The 17,522-nt window shown below is 73.5% G+C and carries 15 protein-coding genes; 3 read left to right on the top strand and 12 right to left on the bottom strand.

Features of this window, described 5'->3' with window-relative positions; all coding sequences use genetic code 11:
- Nucleotides 1-2: 2 nt before the first annotated feature.
- The 9 genes from ACFWRT_RS15450 to rimP all read right to left on the bottom strand — a co-directional run bounded on the left by ACFWRT_RS15450 (nucleotide 3) and on the right by rimP (nucleotide 11,990).
- Nucleotides 3-959, bottom strand: a complete 957-nt coding sequence (locus ACFWRT_RS15450) for a bifunctional riboflavin kinase/FAD synthetase (RefSeq protein WP_380951831.1) — start codon at nucleotides 957-959, stop codon at nucleotides 3-5.
- A gap of 47 nt (nucleotides 960-1,006) precedes the next feature.
- A complete protein-coding gene (locus tag ACFWRT_RS15445; protein ID WP_380951832.1) occupies nucleotides 1,007-4,615 on the bottom strand; it encodes a serine protease in 3,609 nt (1,202 codons plus the stop codon).
- A gap of 223 nt (nucleotides 4,616-4,838) precedes the next feature.
- A complete protein-coding gene (truB, locus tag ACFWRT_RS15440) occupies nucleotides 4,839-5,738 on the bottom strand; it encodes a tRNA pseudouridine(55) synthase TruB (protein WP_380951833.1) in 900 nt (299 codons plus the stop codon).
- On the bottom strand, nucleotides 5,735-6,205 hold the full coding sequence (gene rbfA / locus ACFWRT_RS15435; protein WP_380951834.1) for a 30S ribosome-binding factor RbfA: 471 nt from the start codon (nucleotides 6,203-6,205) through the stop codon (nucleotides 5,735-5,737). Before rbfA ends, truB begins: the two co-directional genes overlap by 4 nt.
- A gap of 36 nt (nucleotides 6,206-6,241) precedes the next feature.
- Nucleotides 6,242-6,535, bottom strand: coding sequence for a DUF503 domain-containing protein (locus tag ACFWRT_RS15430; RefSeq protein WP_015611818.1), 294 nt, complete (start codon nucleotides 6,533-6,535; stop codon nucleotides 6,242-6,244).
- Nucleotides 6,536-6,734: 199 nt separating this feature from the next.
- Nucleotides 6,735-9,881, bottom strand: coding sequence for a translation initiation factor IF-2 (gene infB, locus ACFWRT_RS15425; RefSeq protein WP_380951835.1), 3,147 nt, complete (start codon nucleotides 9,879-9,881; stop codon nucleotides 6,735-6,737).
- 170 nt (nucleotides 9,882-10,051) lie between these two features.
- Nucleotides 10,052-10,330: a YlxR family protein gene (locus ACFWRT_RS15420; RefSeq protein ID WP_237328206.1), complete on the bottom strand. Its 279-nt coding sequence runs from the start codon at nucleotides 10,328-10,330 to the stop codon at nucleotides 10,052-10,054.
- 113 nt (nucleotides 10,331-10,443) lie between these two features.
- Nucleotides 10,444-11,484: a transcription termination factor NusA gene (gene nusA / locus ACFWRT_RS15415; protein ID WP_317817094.1), complete on the bottom strand. Its 1,041-nt coding sequence runs from the start codon at nucleotides 11,482-11,484 to the stop codon at nucleotides 10,444-10,446.
- 2 nt (nucleotides 11,485-11,486) lie between these two features.
- Nucleotides 11,487-11,990: a ribosome maturation factor RimP gene (gene rimP, locus ACFWRT_RS15410; protein WP_030569388.1), complete on the bottom strand. Its 504-nt coding sequence runs from the start codon at nucleotides 11,988-11,990 to the stop codon at nucleotides 11,487-11,489.
- Between the two features lie 176 nt (nucleotides 11,991-12,166).
- Between rimP and ACFWRT_RS15405 the strand changes: the two genes are divergently transcribed.
- The 3 genes from ACFWRT_RS15405 to ACFWRT_RS15395 are packed head-to-tail and all read left to right on the top strand — an operon-like array spanning nucleotide 12,167 to nucleotide 14,140.
- Nucleotides 12,167-12,685 (top strand): hypothetical protein, encoded by a 519-nt coding sequence (locus ACFWRT_RS15405; protein WP_380951836.1) that lies wholly within the window; start codon nucleotides 12,167-12,169, stop codon nucleotides 12,683-12,685.
- Nucleotides 12,682-13,194 carry a ferritin-like domain-containing protein gene (locus ACFWRT_RS15400; RefSeq protein WP_380951837.1) on the top strand — a complete coding sequence of 171 codons (513 nt, stop codon included), beginning with the start codon at nucleotides 12,682-12,684 and terminating at the stop codon, nucleotides 13,192-13,194. Before ACFWRT_RS15405 ends, ACFWRT_RS15400 begins: the two co-directional genes overlap by 4 nt.
- Before the next feature lie 28 nt (nucleotides 13,195-13,222).
- Nucleotides 13,223-14,140, top strand: a complete 918-nt coding sequence (locus ACFWRT_RS15395; protein WP_380951838.1) for an aminoglycoside phosphotransferase family protein — start codon at nucleotides 13,223-13,225, stop codon at nucleotides 14,138-14,140.
- A 62-nt stretch (nucleotides 14,141-14,202) separates the two neighbouring features.
- On the opposite strand, the gene ACFWRT_RS15390 is transcribed toward ACFWRT_RS15395, so the two are convergent.
- The 3 genes from ACFWRT_RS15390 to ACFWRT_RS15380 form a co-directional block, all read right to left on the bottom strand.
- Nucleotides 14,203-15,906 carry a proline--tRNA ligase gene (locus ACFWRT_RS15390; protein WP_380951839.1) on the bottom strand — a complete coding sequence of 568 codons (1,704 nt, stop codon included), beginning with the start codon at nucleotides 15,904-15,906 and terminating at the stop codon, nucleotides 14,203-14,205.
- A gap of 69 nt (nucleotides 15,907-15,975) precedes the next feature.
- Entirely contained in the window at nucleotides 15,976-16,551 is a 576-nt protein-coding gene (locus tag ACFWRT_RS15385; protein WP_380951841.1) for a GNAT family N-acetyltransferase, read from the bottom strand.
- Nucleotides 16,552-16,665: 114 nt separating this feature from the next.
- Nucleotides 16,666-17,508 (bottom strand): GNAT family N-acetyltransferase, encoded by an 843-nt coding sequence (locus ACFWRT_RS15380; RefSeq protein ID WP_380951893.1) that lies wholly within the window; start codon nucleotides 17,506-17,508, stop codon nucleotides 16,666-16,668.
- Nucleotides 17,509-17,522: the final 14 nt, after the last annotated feature.

The raw sequence follows: 17,522 nt of genomic DNA, 5'->3' as shown, positions 1-17,522 counted from the left end.
CGTCAGTGGGTGCGGTCGTACGCGGCGATCAGCTCGCTGCACCGCTTCACGTCGGCGGCCATCGCCACCAGGAGGTCGTCGATCGTGTCGAACTTCAGCATGCCGCGTACGTACGCGAGGAAGTCGACGGCCACGTGCAGCCCGTACAGGTCCAGGCCGACGCGGTCGATCGCGTACGCCTCGACCGTCCGCTCGGTGCCGTCGAACTGCGGGTTGGTGCCGACCGAGATCGCGGCGGGCATCGACTCGCCCGCCACCTCCAGCCAGCCCGCGTAGACGCCGTCGGCGGGGATCGCGGTGTGCGGGAGGGTCTCCACGTTGGCCGTAGGGAAGCCCAGTTCGCGGCCGCGCTGTGCGCCGCGGACCACGATGCCCTCGACGCGGTGCGGGCGGCCGAGGATCTCGGCGGCGCCGGCGACATCGCCCTCGGAGACGAGGCGGCGGGTCAGGGTGGAGGAGAACGGCTGGCCGCCGCCCGCCTCACCGGTCACGAACAGGTCGATGACCTCGACGGTGTAGTCGTAGGTGGCGCCCAGCTCGGTCAGGAAGGCCACGTTCCCGGCGGCCTTGTGGCCGAAGCGGAAGTTCGGGCCCTCGATGACGGCCTTGGCGTGCAGCTTGTCGACGAGGACCTTCACGATGAAGTCGGCGGGCGACAGCTTCGAGAACTCCGCGGTGAACGGCAGGATCAGCACCGCGTCCACGCCCAGCTCCGCCATGAGTTCGGCGCGCCGGTGGTGCGGGGCGAGCAGCGGCGGGTGGCTGCCGGGGCGGACGACCTCGCTGGGGTGCGGGTCGAAGGTGACGACGACGGACGGAACGCCCAGCTCGCGGGCGCGCTCGACGGCCCGGCCGATGATCAACTGGTGTCCGCGGTGCACGCCGTCGTAGGAGCCGATGGTGACGACGCTGCGTCCCCAGTCCTGGGGGATGTCCTCCAAGCCACGCCAGCGCTGCACTGTGACCGCTCCTCGCCCGAACCTGTGTACGTGTGTATGTATGTCGATTACGCAGGTCTAAGACTGCCATGCTCACGCCCCGCCGCCTGCATCGGCATCGGCATCGCCCGGCGTGATGTCTCCAACGCCTCCACCGTGCGCCGGGCGCTGGGTCCCACCACGGCCGCCCACTCCTGCGGGGCGTCGGCGAGCCAGCGGATGACGAGGGCGGCGAATCCGGGCACGTCCCGGGCCAGCTCGACGAGGCGGCGGTCGAAGCGGGCGGCGCCCTCGGGGGTACGGACGAGGAGCATGCCGGTGCGGTGGACGAGGGCGCGCGTACGGATCTCGGGGCGGCCCCCCGCTCCCGCCGCCGCGGCCTGGAGGAGGGCGTCCAGGACGTCGGGGTCCCGTCCGGTGGTCTGCTCGAACTCCAGCAGGACCTCCAGCAGCTCGGCCCGCAGCGGCCGGGACGCGGTGGACCCGGCCCCGGCGAGGACCCGGGCCAGTGCGGCGCGGACCGGTGGCGGGGCGGGGCGGTCCCGCAGCAGCCCGGTGACCAGGGGGAGGAGCAGGGCGCGGGCGGCGGGGCCGTGTTCGAGGCGGAGGTCCACGTACTCGGCGGCGTGGGTGCCGTCCTCGGGGTGGGCGTCGATGTACTCGCGTACGAGCCCGGCGACGTGCAGCGCGAGCGCGGGCGTGTCGAGCCCGGCCAGCGCCCGCAGGACCGCCGCCGCGCCGTCGCCGGGGCGGGCCAGGCGGGCGCGGAGGGCGGCGAGGACCGGCTCGGGGTGGAGGGGGAAGACCTCGGCGAGCAGCTCCACGGGGAGGCGGGGGTCGCCGTGCGCGAAGAGGCGCAGCGCCTGCGGGAGGTGGCGGCCCCGGCTCTTCGGGTCCCGGACGAGGAGGGTGAGGGCGGCGGCGTGGAGGCCGGCGTCATCGGGGCGGTCCAGAAGGATCGCGGCGGCCGAGCGGAGCAGGGCCCGGTCGCCGTCGGCGGTGATGCGGGGCTGGAGGAGTCCCGCGTACCGCGCGGCGGCGGAGCGGCGGGCCGGACGGTCCTCGTCGCGGGCCCACCGCTCGACGGCCCGGCAGAGCGCGGTGGGCTCGTCCTCGGCGAGGGCGGCGAGCAGCTCCCCGGCCCGGGTGTGCGGGGTGGCGACCAGCGCGTCGGTCAGGTCGTCGACGGCCAGGTCGCGGCGGGCGTGGAGCAGGGCCTGGGCGGCGGCGGCCACGGTGGGGCGCAGGCCCTCGTCCGGCGCGTCGGGGCCGCCGATCAGCAGCGGGCGCTCGTCGGTGAACCAACGGCAGAGCAGCGGCAGGACGACGGGGGCGTTGAGCGTGAGGCGGCGGGCGACGGCGTCCAGGTACCGCTCGTCGCCGTCGGTGCGGGGCACCCCGTCGGCGGGGACGAGGCGGCGCAGGAGGTCGATCCGGTCCTCCTCGGGCAGCCGGAGCCGCCGCCAGAACCAGGGGCCGAACTCGCCGTACGCCCCCGGGCCCGCCGGTCCCCCGGCGGCGGCGGCCGAGCGGCGGGTGATGCGCCCGGCGAGGACCCGCAGGACGCCGAGGTACGGGCGGGCGTCGGGCACCCGGAGCAGGCTGCCGCCGAGGAGGTGGGCCGCCCACCAGGCGGCGTCCTCGTCGCGTGGGCGGTGAGAGGCATCGTGGTCGCGGCCGCGGCGAGAGGCGTCGTCGTGCGGCCCTTCCTCCGCCCACAGCCGGTCCAGCGCCTCGATCAGGTCGGCCATCCGGTGCGCCAGCGCGGCGGTCCCCTGGCGGCGGCCGAGGAGCACCATCGCCTGGATCACCGGCCCGATCCGGTGCCGGGGCACGGGCAGGGAGCGCGGCTCCCCCTCGGCCGGGCCGCTCGGCACGCGCACCTCCGCCCCGCTCCCCCGGTGCCAGCGGTGCACCAGCGAGCACAGCGCCGCGTCCAGGTCCAGATGGGCGCCCTGGACCCAGTCGCCCAGCTCCTCGTGGGCGAAGCGGTAACCGGCCCCGGCGGGCACGAGGAGCCCCTCCGCCAGCACGGCCGACGCCCACCCCGTGCGCCAGGGGAAGACCTCCTCGAACGCCTCCCGGTCCAGCTCCCCCTGCCCCGGGCCCAGACACCGCCGGGCCGCCTCGTGGACCTGGCCCGCCACCCGGGCGGCCAGCCGGCTTACGGCGGTGCCCCGGGGCTGCTCGTCGGCGGCGGCCGCGATCCGGACGGCGACGCGCACGCACATGAGGTCCAGGTGGGCGCCGAAGACGTCCTCGGTGTCGGGGCGGCCCGGGACGCCGGGCGGCAGGGCCGCGCGGACCTCGGCGAGGAGCCGCAGGGTGAGCGGGTGCCGGTCGTGGCCGGGCGCGAGGGCGTGCGGCGGGATGCCGAGGCGCTCCTTGGCCCGGTCGGCCTGGCCGGGGCTGAGGTCGGCCAGGCGCAGGGACGGGGGCAGCGCCCGGGCGGGGCGGTGGGGGCGGTGCAGGGCGCCGGGCGGGTAGAGGGCGCCCGCCGTCTCCCAGTGCTCGGGGCGGCAGGCGACGACGAGCCGGACGCCGTGCTCGCGCAGCCAGCCGGCGGTGTTCGCCGTCCACTCGGCGAGCCGGTGGGCCAACAGCGGGGGCATCTCCTCGGGGCCGTCCAGGACGACGAGGAGGGGGTGGCCCGCGTCGGCGGCGAGGCGGGCGATGCGTTCGGCGGTGGCCGTGGCCATGTCGCCGAGGGCCCCGGCCGCAGCGACGATGCGGGCCGAGCGGATCAGCGTACGGTCGGCCGCGTCGGCGACCGAGGTGTCGTCGGCGAGCAGGTCGGCGCCGCGCAGCCAGAGCGTGGGGGCGGGTGCCGCGCCGTCGGCCCGGCGGGCGGCGAGGGCGGCGAGCTCGGTGGTGCGGCCGGTGCCGGGGGCGCCGACGAGGCCGAGGACCGTGCCCGTACCGGTGGCGAAGGCGGCGAACTCCGCGTGGATGTCCTCGCGCTCGACCGGGGCGGTGCGCGCCTTGGGCCCGTCCGCCGAGCCGACGGAGGTGGCGGTGAGCTGGAGGGCGCCGGCGAGGTTGAGGTCGGGGCCGTAGGCGGGGGCGGCGGCGGCGTTCCGTACGAGGAGGGCGTCGAGGGCGGCGTCGGCGCCGCGCGGGAGGGGCAGGGCGAGCCCGGCGGCCTCGTACGGGGTGGTGAGGGCGGTGCACAGGAGGCCGAGGACCGCGCCCGTGGCCGGGTCGGTGACCGGTCCGCCGATCGCCGCGCCGCCGGAGCGCAGGGCGTCGCGGCCGTCGGTGCCGAGGGCCAGCTCCAGGGCGGCCGGGACGGGGTGGCCGCAGCCGTCCGGGGCGGTGTAGGTGGCGGGGGCGGTGCCGAGGACGCGGGCCTCACGGCGGCCGTGGGCGGCGATCCCGACGTAACTGCCGGGCTCGATCCGCTCCCGTACGGCGATGGGCAGCGGCTCCACGTCGAGCGTCCCGGAGCCTCCCGTACGCAGGAGGGCGAGGCCGAGGGCGGGGAGGGCGGTGATGTCGTCGGGGCCGACGGAACAGGTGCGGCCGTCGGTGCCGTGGAGGAGGTACGGGCCGGGGGCGGCGGTGGCCTGGTGGGCGGTGACGACCGTGCCGCGGTCGTCCGCGACGAAGCCCGTCCCCCGCGGCCGGCCGGCCTGATCACAGATTCTCACCAGCGTCGACCGGTCCCCACTGCCCATGGTCCGACGGTAGGCCGCCGCTGATCTCCAGAAGCGCGTGGACGGGCAACGCGCCCCCCACGCCCCCGGTATTCACTCCGAGCGCCCGTCCGATGGGGTGAATAGCCGTGTCCTGGCGGAGCAGAGATGGTCCCGGGGCGGGGAACGTGGAGCGGGCACCGGGTGGGGGGGGTGGTGCCCGCTCCACACATCGACACATCGACCGGAAGGTCGGGGCAAGAGCTCAGGCGAAGACGGCGAGACTCTTGGCCTTGCCCTTCTCCTCCTCCACGAGCACGAGGAACGTCCCGTCGGGCCCGAAGACCGCGACCGGCCCCGGCGGGTACGCGGGCATGTCCAGCCGTACGCCGTTGAGGAGCAGCTTGGCGCGCTTCTCGTCGACGTCCCAGCGGCGGAAGGCGGAGGCGGCCGCGTCGGCGACGGGCATCACCGTCAGCTGCTCCTGGTGCTGGTCCAGGGTCCGGGCCGCGTCCAGTCCGTACGGGCCGACCCGGGTGCGGCGCAGGGCCGTCAGGTGGCCGCCGACGCCGAGCCCGGCGCCGAGGTCCCGGGCCAGTGCGCGGATGTACGTCCCCGAGGAGCAGACGACGGAGACGACCAGGTCCATGACCGGGGTGCCGTCCTCGGCGACGGCCTCGCGGACGTCGTAGACGCGGAAGGAGGAGACGGTCACCGGGCGGGCCGGGATCTCGAACTCCTCGCCGCCGCGCACCCGCGCGTAGGACCGCTTGCCGTCGATCTTGATGGCGCTGACCTTGGACGGGACCTGCATGATCGCGCCGGTCAGGGCCGCCACCCCGGCGTCGATGCCCTCGCGGGTCACGCCGGACGCGTCGGTGGAGGAGGTGATCTCGCCCTCGGCGTCGTCGGTGACGGTGTCCTGGCCGAGCCGGATCGTGCCCAGGTACTCCTTCTCCGTCAGCGCGAGGTGGCCGAGCAGCTTGGTGGCCCGCTGGACGCCGAGCACGAGGACTCCGGTCGCCATCGGGTCGAGGGTTCCGGCGTGGCCGACGCGGCGGGTGCGGGCGATGCCGCGCATCTTGGCCACGACGTCGTGCGAAGTGAAGCCGGACGGCTTGTCGACGATGACAAGTCCGTCCGGCGTGGTGGTCTGCTCGGTCATGCGGAGGTCGGGCCCTCGTTCTCGCCGGAGGAAGCCTCGTCCTCGTCGTCCTCGGGCTTGCGGTACGGGTCGGCCTCACCGGCGTACTTGGCGCCCGTGGAGACCTCGCGCACCTCGGCGTCCTTGGCGCGCGCCTTGTCGAGGAGGTCCTCGATGGTGCGGGCGTTGTCCGGGAGGGCGTCGGGGACGAAGGCCAGGCTCGGCGTGAACCGGACCCCGGTCTGCCGGCCGACCTCGGAGCGGAGGACGCCCTTGGCGCTCTCCAGCGCCGCGGCGGAGGCCGCGCGCTCCTCGTCGTCGCCGTAGACCGTGTAGAAGACCGTGGCCTCCCGCAGGTCGCCGGTGACCCGGGCGTCCGTGATCGTCACGAATCCCAGCCGCGGATCCTTGATTCGCCGGTCCAGGGTCTCCGCGACCACGACCTGGATGCGATCGGCCAGCTTGCGGGCCCGCGCGTTGTCGGTCACCGGTCCGTCACTCTTCCTTCTGATTTGGCTTGCGTGTCAGTCTTCGTCACTGTGCAGCCGCCGTCTCACCGAGAGCAGCTCCACCTCGGGGCGGGCGGCCACCAGCCGCTCGCACCGGTCCAGCACGTCCGTCAGGTGTCCGGTGTCACCGGAGACCACGGCGAGGCCGATCTCGGCCCTGCGGTGGAGATCCTGCCCGCCGGTCTCCGCCGCACTCACCGCGTACTTGCGCTGGAGTTCGGCGACGATCGGACGGACGACGGAGCGTTTCTCCTTCAACGACCGTACGTCGCCGAGGAGCAGATCGAAGGACAGGGTCCCCACATACATGTGTGTCCGGATGTCCCGCCGGTTCGGGTTCGTGCCCTGCCAGAGCTTGGCGGGGACATCAGAACCGTACCGGAACGGCCGGGGCCGATCGACGGAAATACGACCCGTCGACCGGCCCCGACCGTGGTGGAAGGGGCCCGGGAGCGGACTCCCGGAACCCTTCCGAATTCCCTGCGGATCCTTGCGGACCCGAGGTGGATCAGCCTCGCGGCTTCTCGCGCATCTCGTACGTCGCGATGACGTCGTCGATCTTGATGTCGTTGAAGTTTCCGAGGTTGATACCGCCCTCGAAGCCTTCGCGGATCTCGGTGACGTCGTCCTTGAAGCGGCGCAGACCGGAGATGTTGAGGTTCTCCGCGATGACCTTGCCATCGCGCAGCAGGCGCGCCTTGGTGTTGCGCTTGACCTCGCCGGAGCGGACCAGCACACCGGCGATGTTGCCCAGCTTGGACGAGCGGAAGATCTCGCGGATCTCCGCCGTACCGAGCTCGACCTCTTCGTACTCCGGCTTGAGCATGCCCTTGAGGGCCGCTTCGATCTCTTCGATCGCCTGGTAGATGACCGAGTAGTACCGGACGTCCACGCCTTCGCGCTCGGCCATCTGCTCGGCACGCCCTGCGGCGCGCACGTTGAAGCCGATCACGATGGCGTCGGAACCCGTCGCCAGGTTGATGTCCGACTCGGTGACCGCACCCACACCGCGGTGCAGGACCCGGATGTCGACCTCTTCACCGACGTCGAGCTGGAGCAGCGAGGACTCGAGAGCCTCCACCGAACCGGACGCGTCGCCCTTGATGATGAGGTTGAGCTCCTGGACCAGACCGGCCTTGAGCGCCTCGTCCAGGTTCTCCAGGGAGAACCGGACACCCTTGCGGGCGAAGTTGGCGTTGCGCTCGCGGGCGGCACGCTTCTCGGCGATCTGACGGGCCGTACGGTCCTCGTCGACGACCAGGAAGTTGTCGCCGGCGCCCGGGACGTTGGTGAGACCGAGGACCAGGACGGGGGTCGAGGGACCCGCTTCCTGCACGTTCTGACCGTTGTCGTCGAGCATGGCGCGGACTCGGCCGTAGGCGTCGCCCACGACCATGGTGTCGCCGATGCGCAGCGTTCCGCGCTGGACCAGGACGGTCGAGACGGCACCGCGACCGCGGTCGAGGTGGGACTCGATCGCAATACCCTGCGCGTCCTGGTCGGGGTTGGCCCGCAGGTCGAGCGAGGCGTCGGCGGTGAGGACGACGGCCTCCAGGAGCGCCTCGATGTTGAGGCCCTGCTTGGCGGAGATGTCGACGAACATGGTGTCGCCGCCGTACTCCTCGGCCACCAGACCGAACTCGGTGAGCTGACCGCGCACCTTGGTCGGGTCGGCACCCTCGACGTCGATCTTGTTGACCGCGACCACGATCGGCACCTCGGCCGCCTTGGCGTGGTTCAGCGCCTCGATCGTCTGGGGCATCACACCGTCGTTGGCCGCCACCACGAGGATCGCGATGTCGGTCGACTTCGCACCACGGGCACGCATGGCGGTGAACGCCTCGTGACCCGGGGTGTCGATGAAGGTGATCTTGCGGTCCTCGCCGTTGACCTCGGAGGAGACCTGGTACGCACCGATGTGCTGCGTGATGCCGCCGGCCTCGCCCGCGACGACGTTCGTCTTGCGGATCGCGTCCAGCAGTCGGGTCTTACCGTGGTCGACGTGACCCATGACGGTCACGACCGGCGGACGGGAGACCAGGGCCTCTTCGCCGCCCTCGTCCTCGCCGAACTCGATGTCGAAGGACTCGAGCAGCTCGCGGTCCTCCTCCTCGGGGCTGACGATCTCCAGGACGTAGTTCATCTCGTCCGCGAGAAGCCGGAGCGTCTCGTCGGAGACGGACTGCGTCGCCGTGACCATCTCGCCGAGGTTCATCATCACGGCGACGAGCGACGCCGGGTTGGCGTTGATCTTCTCCGCGAAGTCGGTGAGCGAGGCACCGCGCGACAGCCGGACGGCCTGTCCGTTGCCGCGAGGCAGCATGACGCCGCCGACGGACGGGGCCTGCATGGCCTCGTACTCCTGGCGCCTCTGCCGCTTCGACTTACGGCCACGACGCGCCGGACCGCCGGGACGGCCGAACGCACCCTGCGTGCCACCACGGCCACCGGGACCACCCGGACGACCGCCGAAGCCGGGACGACCGCCGAAGCCGCCGCCACCACCACCGGGACGACCGGCACCGCCGCCGCCACCACCGGGACCGGCCGGACGGCCGGCGAAGCCGCCACCACCGCCGCCACCGGGACGACCGGCGAAGCCGCCGCCGCCACCGGGACGACCGGCACCGCCGCCACCGGGGCGACCGCCGCCGGCACCGGGACCACGGCCACCGCCGGGGCCACCACCGGGACGCGGGCCGGCAGCGGGACGCTGCGGCATCATGCCCGGGTTGGGACGGTTACCGGCGGGACCGCCGCCGGGACGCGGGGACTGCGGGCGGGGCATGCCGCCCGGAGTGGGACGGGCACCGCCCTGACCCTGACCGCCCTGGGGGCGCGGGGCGCCGCCGGGGCCGCCCTGGGGACGCGGGGCGCCGGGGCGCTCCGAGCCGCCACCGGGGCGCGGGGCACCGCCGGGACGGGGCGCCGAGGGGCGCGCCATGCCGGTGGAACCGCCGGAGGTGAAGGGGTTGTTGCCCGGACGGGGACCGGCCGGACGGGCGCCGCCGGGGCGCGGGGCGCCCTGGCCGGCGGGACGTGCGGGGCGGTCTCCGCCACGCTCGCCGCCACGGCCGCCGTCACGCTGGCCACCGTCGCGGGCGCCACCGTCACGCTGACCGCCGGCCGGAGCCGGACGGGCCGGGCCACCGGCAGGACGCGGTCCCGGGGAGGCCGCGGGACGCGGGGCCTGGGGCTGCTGGGGGGCGGCCGGCTGGGCCGGAGCCGGTGCCGAGAACTCGGCGGCCGGGACCGGCGTCACCGGGGCCGCCTTCGGCGCGGGCTTCGGGCCCGGACGGGGGCCCGCCGACGGCGCGGAAGGCGCCGCGGGGGTGCTGGTCTCCGGGGCCTCGGCAGCGGCCGGCTTGGCAGCCGGTACGCCGGGCTTCGGGGCAGCGGGACGTGCCGCAGCGGCCGGGGAGGGCGCTGCGGGCTTCGCGGGCGTCGCCTTGCGGGGCGCGCCAGGCTTGGCAGCGGACTTGCCGGCGTTGCCGCCGGGCCCCTGCAGTGCGTCGGTCAACTTGCGTACAACCGGCGCCTCGATCGTCGAGGACGCCGAACGGACGAATTCACCGAGTTCTTGGAGCTTGGCCATGACGACCTTGCTCTCGACGCCGAACTCCTTGGCGAGTTCGTATACCCGGACCTTAGCCACTTCGCTCCTTTTAGGTCCGGGTTACCGCCGGACCGTCGCTACTTCATGGGCGTACTCATCGCGTACTCATCGAGTGCTCATCGCAATCTCGACCTACTTCCAACTCGCGAGGTACCTGACCGCACGGGGTCCCGTGCCGTTCACGTGCTTTCTTGCGGTGTCACCCGCTCTTACGGTGTCACCCGCTCGACGAACCGCGTGAGCGCCGCGGTGTCGAACGGCCCCTTGGCCTTGAAGGCCCGGGGGAAAGCCCGGCGGCGAACCGCCAGGTCGAGACAGACAGAGGTGGGGTGCACGTAAGCACCCCGGCCGGGCAGCGTACCGCGTGGATCAGGGGCGCAGGCGCCCTCGTCCACCACGATGCGCAGCAGCTCGCTCTTGGCCACTCGCTCCCGGCATCCCACACAGGTTCGCTCGGGGCAAGCGCCAGCTTGCGTCCGGCCAGACACGTTTAAGTCTACCTCCCCGCACCGACCTCACCCCTTTGGGGCAAAAATCGAACGGATGTTGTCGTGATCTCAGCGGCGTACGGCCAAGATCTATTCCCTGGAGCGGCTCCGGGTCAACGCCTTTCCGAGCGCTCCCGAGCCCGCTCGGCCCGCTCGCGGTCGGCGTTCTCCCGCTCCTCGTCCGTCTCGGTGTCGGGACGGATGTCGATGCGCCAGCCGGTGAGGCGGGCGGCGAGGCGGGCGTTCTGGCCCTCCTTGCCGATCGCCAGCGAGAGCTGGTAGTCCGGCACGGTGACACGGGCGGAGCGGGCGCCGAGGTCGACGACCTCGACCTTGCTCACCCGGGCGGGCGAGAGCGCGTTGGCGACCATCTCGGCCGGGTCGTCCGACCAGTCCACGATGTCGATCTTCTCGCCGTGCAGCTCGGCCATGACATTGCGCACACGGCTGCCCATCGGGCCGATGCAGGCGCCCTTGGGGTTCAGACCGGCGCGGGTGGAGCGCACGGCGATCTTGGTGCGGTGGCCGGCCTCGCGGGCGATGGCCTCGATGACCACGGAGCCGTCCGCGATCTCCGGGACCTCCAGCGCGAAGAGCTTCTTCACCAGGTTCGGGTGGGTGCGCGAGAGCGTCACCGACGGGCCGCGGACGCCCTTGGCGACCCGTACGACGTACGTACGCAGGCGCAGGCCGTGGGTGTACTCCTCGCCCGGGACCTGCTCCTGCACCGGCAGGATGGCTTCCAGCTTGCCGATGTCGACCAGGACGTTCTTGGGGTCCTTGCCCTGCTGCACGACGCCCGTGACGACATCGCCCTCGTGGCCGGCGTACTCCCCGAAGGTCTTGTCGTCCTCGGCGTCGCGCAGCCGCTGCAGGATGACCTGCTTGGCCGTGGTCGCGGCGATCCGGCCGAACCCGGAGGGGGTGTCGTCGAACTCCTTGGGCTCCTGGCCCTCTTCGAGGTCGGCCGGGTCCTCCTTGGCCCACACGGTGACGTGGCCGTTCGCGTCCAGTTCGACACGCGCCCGGCGGTGGCTGCCGTCGGTGCGGTGGTACGCGATGAGGAGGGCCGACTCGATCGCCCCGACGAGCACGTCGAAGGGGATCTCCTTGTCCTGCGCCAAGCCCTTCAGAAGCTTCACATCGATGTCCACGGCTACGCCTCCTCTTCCTTCTTGTCCTTGCGGTTGAATTCGATCTCCACGCGCGCCTTGGCGATCTCGTCGAAGGCGAGGCGGCGGGACGTGGGCTTGCGGCCCTTGACGCCGGGCACTTCGAGGTCCAGCCCGTCCTCGTCCACGGCGAGGATGCGGGCGACCAGCTCACCGGAGCCGTCGGCGGCGAGGTGGAAGCGGGCCAGCCGGCCGGTTGCGCGTACGTAGTGGCGGGGCTCGGAGAGCGGGCGCTCGGCGCCCGGGGAGCTGACTTCGAGGACGTACTCGCCCTCGCCCATCACGTCGGTCTCGTCCAGCTTCTCGGAGATCGCGCGGCTCAGCTCCGCGCAGGTGTCCAGCTCCACGCCCTCGTCGGAGTCCACGATGACCCGCAGCACTCCACGTCGGCCGGCCCGGGACACCTCGATCTCCTCGAGGTCCAGCTGCTGCGCGCTGACGAGCGGTTCCAGCAACCCGCGCAGCCTCTCGCTCTGGGTGGTGCTCATCCGGGTGACTCCTCGGCCGCGTGTGCTGTTGTGGGGATCGTGGTGTGTCAGGTCAAAGGGTATCCGGTCGCCAGGGGTGTTGCCGTCCGCCTGCCCTGTCACCGCGGGTACGCTCGCCTGCGGTGATCAGTTCAGGACAGATCCTGTCAGGATCGGTCCCGGCCCGAAGGAGAAACGTGCGGCGCACGGGGACGACCCGCAGGGGGGCGCTCACCGCGACGGGGGCTTTCGCACTGGGTGCGGTGCTGACCGGCTGCGGGGGCGACGAGGAGACCGAGGGCCGTAGCGGGCCCGTCCGTACCGAGGCCGAAGCCGTCCGGGTGGAGAAGGCGCTGCGTACGGCGGCGGCGCGCACGGCCGCCCTGACGCTCGCCCACTACGACCTGGCCGCCGAGGCCCATCCGGCGCTCGCGGAGGGCCTGGCACCCCTGCGGACCGCCGTACGGGAGCACGCCAAGGCCTTGGCGGTGAGGGGCCGGAAGGCCGCGGCCCCGCCCGCACCCGGTCCCGTCTCCGCCGACGCGAAGGCCGCGGTGAAGGAGCTGGCCGCCGCCGAGCGCCGCAGGGCCGACGCGCACGCCGAGGCCCTGCTCACCGCGGAACCGGAGCTGGCCCGGCTGCTCGCCTCGGTGGCGGCGGCCGCGGCGGTCCACGCGTACCTGCTGACCGAGCTGGCCAAGGAGACCGCGTCATGACCCTTCCCGCCGAGGACGAAGCCCCCTCCCCCGCCCTCATCGCCTCGCAGACCGCGCTGGCCGCCGAACACGCGGCCGTCTACGGGTACGGCGTGCTCGGCGGCCGGATCGCCGGGAAGCGGCGCACCGAGGCGAGCGCGGCGTACGACGGGCACCGCGCGCGCCGGGACGCGCTCATGCGCACCGTGCGTGACCTGGGCGGTGCGCCGGTGGCCGCCGACGCCGCGTACGCTCTGCCCTTCGCGGTTACCGACACCGCGTCGGCACTGCGCCTCGCCGCCGTCCTGGAGGACCGGGTGGCGGGCGTCTACTCCGATCTCGTACGGGCCACCGAAGGGCCCGCGCGCGCCGACGCGGCGGGCGCACTGCGGGAGGCCGCCGTGCGGGCGGCCCGCTGGCGGGGCGGCAACGTAGCCTTTCCGGGGCTCGCCGAGCGGGCCCCGGGCGCCGGTCCGGCCGAGAGGACGGAGCCGGTGGAGGCCGCGGGAGCGGACACCCCCGAGGGCTGACGAAGGACGGAAAGGGAACAACGGACGTATGGGTTTCGAACCGCCGCAGCGCCTGGTGCGCGCGCTCGGCGAGATGTACGGGGACGGCGCGGCGGCCGACTGGCTGGACCGCCTCCCCACGCTCACCGAACAGGCGGTCGACGCCGCCGGGCCGGACCTCGCCGTGGAGCGGGTGGCCGCCCCCGGCGGGCGCAGCGCCCTGGTGCTCCTGGTCCGGCAGGCCGACGGGACCCCGGCCGCGCTGAAGATCGCCCCGCCGCGCGCCGAACCGGAGCAGGAGCGGGCGGCGCTGGCGCACTGGAACGGCTGGGGCGCGGTGAAGCTGCTGGACGCGCCGGAGTCCGAGGCGTCGGGGGCACTACTGCTGGAGCGGCTGCACCATGAGGTGTCGCTGCGCTCGCTGCCGGAGGCCAAGGCGCTCCTGGAGGCGGCGGGCACCGTCCGGCGGCTCTGGGTGGAGCCGCCAGCCGGGCACCCGTTCGAGACCGTGGCCGAGCGGACCGGGCGGCAGAGCGAGGGCATGCGGGCGGCCGCCGCGGCCGATCCGGAGCTCGCCCCGCTGGTGGACGCGGCCCTCGCGGCCCGTACGGAACTGGTCGAGGGCTCCCCCGAACTCCTGCTCCTGCACGGCAACTTCCGCCAGAGCAAGGTGCTCTCCGGCGAGCGCGCCCCCTGGCTGACGGTGGGTCCGGAGCCGCTGGTGGGCGAGCGCGCCTACGACCTGGCGCGGCTGGTGCGGGACCGGGCGGAGGATCTGATCGCCTCGCCCGGCGGCCCGGTGACGGCGCGGCGGCGGGTCAAAAGGCTGGCGGAGTCGCTGGAGGTGGACCAGTCGCGGCTGCACGGCTGGACGCTGTTCCGGGCGGTCGAGTCGGGGACGCGCGCGCTGGCCGAGGGGCGGCGGCAGATGGGCGAGGTCAACCTGGAGTTCGCGGGCTGGCTGTAACGGTTCGCCGTACGGCGAAGGCCCCCGCGCAGCCGTGCGCGGGGGCCTTTCCCAGTGGCTGATCAGGCCAGATCGGCCGTGAGGCGGGCGATCGCCTCGTCCACCGTGAGCTCCTCGCGCTCGCCGGTGCGGCGGTCCTTCAGCTCCAGGACGCCGTCGGCGGAGCGGCGGCCGGCGACCAGGATCTTGGGCACGCCGATCAGCTCGGAGTCGGTGAACTTCACGCCGGGCGAGACGCCGGGCCGGTCGTCGACCAGGACGCGGAGGCCGGCGGCGTTGAGCTTCTCCGAGACGTCGAGCGCCAGCTCGGTCTGGAGGGCCTTGCCCGCGGCGACGACGTGGACGTCGGCCGGGGCGACCTCGCGGGGCCAGCACAGGCCCTTGTCGTCGGCGGACTGCTCGGCCAGGGCGGCCACGGCACGCGAGACACCGATGCCGTACGAGCCCATCGTCACGCGGACCGGCTTGCCCTGCTGGCCGAGCACGTCGAGCTGGAAGGTGTCGGCGTACTTGCGGCCGAGCTGGAAGATGTGGCCGATCTCGATGGCGCGGTCCAGGGTGAGGCCGGTGGAGCACTTGGGGCAGGGGTCGCCCTCCTGGACCACGACGACGTCCAGGTACTGGTCGACCTCGAAGTCACGGCCCGCGACGACGTTCTTGGCGTGCTTGCCGTCCTGGTTGGCGCCGGTGATCCAGGCGGTGCCGGGGGCGACGCGGGGGTCGGCGAGGTAGCGGACCTTCTCCAGGCCCTGGGGGCCGACGTAGCCGCGTACGAGGTCGTCGCGGCCGACGAAGTCCTCGGCGGTGACCAGCTCGACGACGGCGGGCGCCAGGTGCTCGCCCAGCTTGCCGAGGTCCACCTCGCGGTGGCCCGGGACGCCGACGGCCACGATCTCGCCGTCCACCTTGACCAGCAGGTTCTTCAGGGTGGCCGAGGCGGGGACGCCCAGGTGTGCGGCGAGGGTCTCGATGGTCGGGGTGTCGGGGGTGTCCAGCTCCTCGACCGCGCCGTGCGCCGAGCCGTCGACCGGGGCGAGTGCGAAGGTCACGGCCTCGGTGTTGGCGGCGTAGTCGCAGTTCGGGCAGTCCGCGAAGGTGTCCTCACCGGCGGCGGCGGGCGCCAGGAACTCCTCGGAAGCCGAGCCGCCCATGGCGCCGGAGACGGCGGAGACGACGCGGTGGTCGAGGCCGAGGCGCTCGAAGATCTTGATGTACGCGGCCCGGTGCAGCGCGTAGGAGTGCGCGAGGCCCTCGTCGGTGGTGTCGAAGCTGTACGAGTCCTTCATCTGGAACTCGCGGCCCCGCAGGACGCCGGAGCGGGGGCGGGCCTCGTCGCGGTACTTCGTCTGGATCTGGTAGAGCATCACCGGCAGGTCCTTGTAGGACGTGCACTGGTCCTTGACGGTCTGGGTGAAGATCTCCTCGTGGGTCGGGCCGAGGAGGTAGTCGCCGCCCTTGCGGTCCTGGAGGCGGAAGAGCAGGTCGCCGTACTCCTCCCAGCGGCCGGACGCCTCGTAGGGCTCCTTGGGCAGCAGGGCGGGGAGCAGGACCTCCTGGGCGCCGATGGCGTCCATCTCCTCGCGGACGACATGGGAGATGTTGTCCAGGACCTTCTTGCCGAGCGGCAGCCAGGACCAGATGCCGGCCGCGTTGCGGCGCACGTACCCGGCGCGGACCAGCAGCTTGTGGCTGAGCGTCTCGGCGTCCGCCGGGTCGTCGCGCAGTGTCTTGATCATCAATCGGGACATGCGCTGGACCTGGGCCATGATGAACTCCTGCTCGCGAAAGTGGTGAGCCCGAGGTTAGCCGGGGGGTGCGGGCAGGCGGAAATCCATTCAGCCCCGGGGCCTGCGGAGCGGCAGGGGCGCGCCCATGACCGCGTACGGGAGCGGGGCGCTGGGGAAGACGACCTGGCGGGCCAGGTCGCGGTAGCCGAGCGCGTGGTAGAGAGCGCGGGCCGGGCTGTCCTTGTCGATCGCGGAGAGGATCGAGCGGGGCTGCGGGACGGTGTCGGTGATGCCGGTGATCAGGGTGCGGCCGATGCCGTGCTGCTGGTGGTCGGGGTGGACGTGCAGTTCGGTGATGACGAAGGAGTCGTCGAGCCAGCCGTCGGAGCCGGTGGCCCGGAGGTAGGGCTCGACGACGGTGGACCACCAGTGGGCACGGTCGTTGGGCAGCCCGTAGACGAAGCCGACGAGCCGCCCGTCGGGGGTGAGGGCGCCGAGCGCGCGGGCCTCGGGGTGGTCGAGGTGGCGCAGGACGATGTGGCGGCGTACGTCGATCTCGTCCTGGCTGAGCCCGAAGGCGGCGGCTTGGACGTGGAGGGCTTCGTCGACGCGTGTGGCCAGGTCGATGGGGCCGACCTCGATGCCGGGGTTCGCGGGGCCGTTCCCGGTGACTGCTGGTGCCATGCGCGAACCCTACTGGCCGGGGTGGGCGGGCCGGTACGGGCGGCGGCCGGGAAGCCACCTCCGTACAGGCGGCCTTGGGCACGGGCGCGTACGGAAGCCTTCCGTACGCGCGGTTCAGAAGAGGACGCTCATGAAGGTGCCGGTCTCGCGGAAGCCGACGCGGAGGTAGGCCTTGCGGGCGGCGGTGTTGTAGTCGTTCACGTACAGGCTGACGACGGGGGCGACATCGGCCAGGGCGTAGCGCAGGACGGCGGCCATGCCGGTCTCGGAGAGGCCCTTGCCGCGGTGTTCGGGGGCGACCCAGACGCCCTGGATCTGGCAGGCCTGGGTGGTGGCGGCGCCGATCTCCGCCTTGAAGACGACCTTGCCGTCGTCGATGCGGGCGAAGGAGCGTCCGGCGCCGATGAGTTCGGCGACGCGGGCCTGGTAGAGGAGGCCGCCGTCCCCGGCGAGCGGGGAGATGCCGACCTCCTCGGTGAACATCGCCACGCAGGCCGGCATCAGGATCTCGGTCTCGTCCTTGCGGATGCGGCGCACCAGCGGGTCGGGGGCGACGTCGGCGGAGGGGCTCTCGGTGACCATGAGGGGCTGGTTGGCGCGGACCTCGCGGGCGGGGCCCCAGCCCGGCTCCAGGAGCCGCCAGAGCAGGGCGGTGGGTTCGGCGGGGCCGACGATCGAGGAGCAGCGGCGGCCGGCCCGGCGGGCCCGGTCGGCGAAGGCGCGTACGGCTTCGGGCCCGGCGCAGATGGGGACCAGGTTGGCCCCGGCGTAACAGAGGGAGCGGAGCATTCCGTCGGCGTACCAGCCCCACATCTCGCCGCCGAGGCGCCAGGGGTCGAGCCCGGCGACCTGCACGCGGGACGTGACGAAGGCGTTGGCCACGGGCTCGCTCTCCAGGATGGCGAGCGCTGCGCCGAGGTCGCTGGGTTCGAGGACCCGGGTGGTGGTCTGCGTCAACACGAGGGGGCCTC

The organism is Streptomyces cyaneofuscatus (genome assembly GCF_042718795.1).
Classification (GTDB): Bacteria; Actinomycetota; Actinomycetes; order Streptomycetales; family Streptomycetaceae; genus Streptomyces; species Streptomyces cyaneofuscatus_A.
This window is presented reverse-complemented; position numbering and strand designations above follow the sequence as displayed.